Origin of the sequence: Amycolatopsis sp. NPDC059657 (assembly GCF_042734395.1) — a bacterium.
Taxonomy (GTDB): Bacteria; Actinomycetota; Actinomycetes; order Mycobacteriales; family Pseudonocardiaceae; genus Amycolatopsis.
Genome location: NZ_JBHWEB010000249.1, coordinates 1 through 4,377, shown reverse-complemented (window position 1 = coordinate 4,377; position 4,377 = coordinate 1). Strand labels below are relative to the sequence as shown.

3 protein-coding genes are annotated in these 4,377 nt (G+C 68.0%); 1 reads left to right on the top strand and 2 read right to left on the bottom strand.

The window, feature by feature from the left end; translation table 11 throughout:
* Positions 1-68 precede the first annotated feature (68 nt).
* Together glpK and ACFV15_RS47905 are read right to left on the bottom strand one after the other, a co-directional pair.
* Positions 69-1,580, bottom strand: coding sequence for a glycerol kinase GlpK (gene glpK / locus ACFV15_RS47910; protein ID WP_378360165.1), 1,512 nt, complete (start codon positions 1,578-1,580; stop codon positions 69-71).
* Between the two features lie 10 nt (positions 1,581-1,590).
* The gene (locus ACFV15_RS47905; RefSeq protein WP_378360163.1) at positions 1,591-2,340 is read right to left on the bottom strand and encodes an MIP/aquaporin family protein; all 750 of its coding nucleotides are present in this window, start codon (positions 2,338-2,340) and stop codon (positions 1,591-1,593) included.
* 202 nt (positions 2,341-2,542) lie between these two features.
* Here ACFV15_RS47905 and ACFV15_RS47900 point away from each other — a divergent pair, with 202 nt between their 5' ends.
* Positions 2,543-4,312 (top strand): glycerol-3-phosphate dehydrogenase/oxidase, encoded by a 1,770-nt coding sequence (locus ACFV15_RS47900; protein ID WP_378360166.1) that lies wholly within the window; start codon positions 2,543-2,545, stop codon positions 4,310-4,312.
* The last annotated feature ends 65 nt before the right edge of the window (positions 4,313-4,377 follow it).

The following is a 4,377-nucleotide window of genomic DNA, read 5'->3' as shown; positions in this document are numbered from 1 at the left end:
ATTCGTCAAATCATGCCGGTGGGTCGGGCGTGCCGCACCCCCCCCCCCCCACCGCCCACGAGTCCTTTTTAGTCGGCGTCGACCCAGTCGAAGGTCTTGGTGACGGCCTTCTTCCAGTTCTTGTACTCGGACTCGCGACGGGTCTCGTCCATCGCCGGGTCCCACTGCTTGTCCTGCGCCCAGTTGGTGCGGATGTCGTCCTCGCTCGCCCAGAACCCGACGGCCAGGCCAGCGGCGTACGCGGCGCCGAGCGCGGTGGTCTCGTTGACCACCGGCCGGATCACCGGCACGCCGAGGATGTCCGCCTGGAACTGCATGAGCAGCTCGTTGACGACCATGCCGCCGTCCACCTTGAGCGACTTCAGCGGGACGCCGGAGTCGGCGTTCATCGCGTCGATCACCTCACGCGACTGGAAGGCCGTGGCCTCCAGCACCGCGCGGGCCAGGTGACCCTTGTTGACGAACCGGGTGAGCCCGACGATCGCGCCACGCGCGTCCGAGCGCCAGTACGGCGCGAACAGGCCGGAGAACGCGGGCACGAAGTACGCGCCACCGTTGTCCTCGACGCTGCGGGCGTGGTCTTCGATCTCGGCGGCCGTGCTGATGAGGCCGAGGTTGTCACGCAGCCACTGCACCAGCGAGCCGGTGACGGCGACCGAGCCTTCGAGCGCGTAGATCGTGTCGTTGGTGCCGATCTTGTAGCAGACCGTGGTGAGCAGGCCGTTCTGCGACATGACCTTGTCGGTGCCGGTGTTCAGCAGCATGAAGTTGCCGGTGCCGTAGGTGTTCTTGGCTTCACCCGGCGAAAGACAGGCCTGCCCGAACGTCGCGGCCTGCTGGTCGCCGAGGATGCCCGCGATCGGCACACCGGCCAGCGCGCCCTTCTCGCGGACCTTGCCGTACTCCTCCGACGACGACCGGATCTCCGGGAGCATCGACAGCGGGATGGTCATCTCGCCGGCGATCTCGGCGTCCCACGAAAGGGTGTCGAGGTCCATCAGCATGGTGCGCGACGCGTTGGTCGGGTCGGTGACGTGGATGCCACCGTCGACCCCGCCGGTCATGTTCCACAGGACCCAGGTGTCCATGTTGCCGAACAGCAGGTCTCCAGCCTCGGCCTTCGCACGCGCGCCGTCGACGTTGTCCAGGATCCACTTGATCTTCGGGCCCGAGAAGTAGGTCGCCAGCGGCAGGCCGACCTTCTGGCGGTAGCGCTCCTGCCCGCCGCCGAGCGCGCCCAGCTCGTTGACGATCTTGTCGGTGCGCGTGTCCTGCCACACGATCGCGTTGTAGACCGGCTTGCCCGTGGTCTTGTCCCACACCAGCGTGGTCTCGCGCTGGTTGGTGATGCCGACCGCGACGATGTCGCTGGCGCTCAGGTCGGCCTTCGCGAGCGCGCCGGCGGCGACGGCGCGCGTGTTCTCCCAGATCTCCTCCGCGTTGTGCTCGACCCAGCCGGCCTTGGGGAAGATCTGCTCGTGTTCACGCTGGTCGGAGGCGACGACCCGGCCGGAATGGTCGAAGATCATGGCCCTCGTCGACGTGGTGCCCTGGTCGATCGCGGCTACATACGACGTCATTCGATAGCTCCTAGGTCAGGTTGTGGACGGCGAGGTACAGGAGAGCGGCGATCGCGCCGCCGACCAGCGGGCCGACGACGGGGATCCACGAGTAACCCCAGTTCGCGTTGGCCTTGTTCTTGATCGGCAGCACGAACGCGTACGCGATGCGCGGGCCGAGGTCGCGGGCCGGGTTGATGGCGTACCCGGTCGGGCCACCGAGCGAGGCGCCGATCACCAGCACCACGAACGAGACGCCCGCGTAGCCGAGCGCGGAGTTGCCGAAGGTCGGCACTCCGGCGTCGCCCGCCTTGAAGCTCGGGCTGAGCAGGATCCACGCCACGAGCACGAAGGTACCGATGATTTCCGTCACCAGGTTCCACGCCGTGTTGGCGATCTGCGGGCCGGTGGAGAAGATGCCCAGCGTGTTCTCTGGTTCGGGGTGGTCGTCGAACTGGAGCTTGTACGTCGCCCAGCAGAGGATCGCGCCGAGTATCGCGCCGACCAGCTGTCCCGCGACGTAGAACGGGACATCGGACCATTCGGTCTTGTTGGCGATGGCGAGCCCGAGCGTGACGGCCGGGTTGAGGTGCGCGCCACTCGGGTTGGCGATGCTGGCGCCGGTGAACACCGCGAAGGCCCAGCCGAGGTTGATGAACAGGAATCCGGCGTTGTGGCCGTTGTTCTTACGCAGGACATGGTTCGCGACCACGCCGTTGCCGAGCAGGATCAGGGTCGCCGTCCCTAACAGCTCCCAGACGAATATGGCCCCAGCACTCACTCTTCGGCCCTCCACTTTGGACGATATGCGCGGGGCCGACGATCGCGTTGCGGCGCCATTGCCGACCCACGTCCGAGGCACGTTACCGGTGCGTAGCGGTTAGTCAAAGGCACCAGTTGCCTCAATCTGTTCAAGCTCGCAGCAAGATCAGCGAGTGCTGCGCCACATGCGCGGCCTGGTGGGGATGCGCCTCGAAGAGAACATGCGATGCTGGAGGCCCGAAACACCCGAGGAGGAGTGTCACGTGGCTGAGTCGCAGGCGAACCCGGCGCGGCTGGGCCCGCTCAAGCGGGAAGAAGACTGGCAGCGGCTGGGCAAGGAGACCTTCGACCTGGTCGTCATCGGCGGCGGGGTGGTCGGCGCCGGTGTCGCGCTCGACGCGGCGACCCGCGGTCTACGCGTCGCGCTGGTCGAGGCGCGCGACCTGGCGTCCGGCACGTCGAGCCGGTCGAGCAAGCTTTTCCACGGTGGCCTGCGCTACCTGGAGCAGCTCGAGTTCGGCCTGGTCAGGGAGGCGTTGAAGGAGCGCGAGCTGATGCTCACGACGCTCGCGCCGCACCTGGTCAAGCCGGTGAGCTTCCTGTATCCGCTGACCAAGCGCGTCTGGGAGCGGCCGTACACCGCGGCCGGGCTGTTCCTGTACGACTCCATGGGCGGCGCGCGGTCCGTGCCCGGCCAGAAGCACCTGAGCCGCGCCGGCGCGTTGCGGATGGTGCCCGCGCTGAAGCGCAACGCGCTCATCGGCGGCATCCGTTACTACGACGCGCAGGCCGACGACGCGCGGCACACCATGACCGTCGCGCGCACCGCGGCGCACTACGGCGCGATCGTGCGGACGTCCACCCAGGTCGTCGGCTTCCTGCGGGAGGCGGACCGGATCTCCGGCGTGCGCGTGCGCGACGTCGAGGACGGGCGCGAGACCGAGATCCAGGCCAGCGCGGTGATCAACTGCACCGGCGTGTGGACCGACGAGCTGCAGCGGCTCTCCGGCGGGCGCGGTCGGTTCCGCGTGCGGGCGAGCAAGGGCGTGCACATCGTCGTCCCGCGTGACCGGATCGTCTCGGAGTCGGGGCTGATCCTGCGCACCGAGAAGTCCGTGCTGTTCGTGATCCCATGGGGAAATCACTGGATCGTGGGAACCACCGACACCGACTGGAACCTCGATCTGGCGCATCCGGCGGCGACCAAGCACGACATCGACTACATCCTCGAGCACGTCAACACCGTGCTCGCGACGCCGTTGACGCACGACGACATCGAAGGCGTCTACGCCGGTCTTCGGCCGCTGCTGGCGGGCGAGAGCGAAGAGACGTCCAAGCTTTCGCGTGAGCACGCGGTCGCGCGCGTCGCGCCGGGCCTGGTCGCGATCGCGGGCGGCAAGTACACGACGTACCGGGTGATGGCGGCCGACGCCGTCGACGCGGCCGCGGTCGACCTGCCGGGCAGGCCGCAGTCGTCGATCACCGAGAAGGTGCCGCTGCTCGGCGCCGACGGGTACCACGCGCTGGTCAACCAAGCGGATCACGTCGCGGCGCAGCACGGGCTGCACCCGTACCGCGTGCGGCACCTGCTCAACCGGTACGGCTCGATGGTGCACGAGGTACTCGCGCTGGCCGACGGCCGTCCCGAGCTGCTCAAGCCGATCGAGCACGCGCCGGACTACCTGGGCGTCGAGGTCGTCTACGCGGCGGCCTACGAGGGTGCGCTGCACCTGGAAGACGTGCTCGCGCGGCGTACGCGTATCTCGATCGAGTACCCGCACCGTGGCCGTGAATGCGCCGAGCAGGTCGCGCGCCTGATGGGTGAGGTGCTGGACTGGTCGGAGGAGACCGTCAAGCGCGAGATCGAGGTCTACAACGCGCGGGTCGAGGCCGAGGTCGAGTCCCAGTCCCAGCCGAACGACGAGGCGGCGGACGCCCTGCGCTCGGCCGCCCCCGAAGCCAGGGGTGGGCTCACGGAGCCGGTCAGCTAAAAAAAATCCCAATGCGGCATTCGTCAGGTTTCAGCCTCCCAATGTGGCGTTCGTCAGCTCTGAGC

Coding starts and splice junctions, on each gene's coding strand:
- ACFV15_RS47900 (WP_378360166.1), top strand. CDS start 2,543: ATGCGATGCTGGAGGCCCGAAACACCCGAGGAGGAGTGTCACGTGGCT.
- glpK (WP_378360165.1), bottom strand. CDS start 1,580: ATGACGTCGTATGTAGCCGCGATCGACCAGGGCACCACGTCGACGAGG.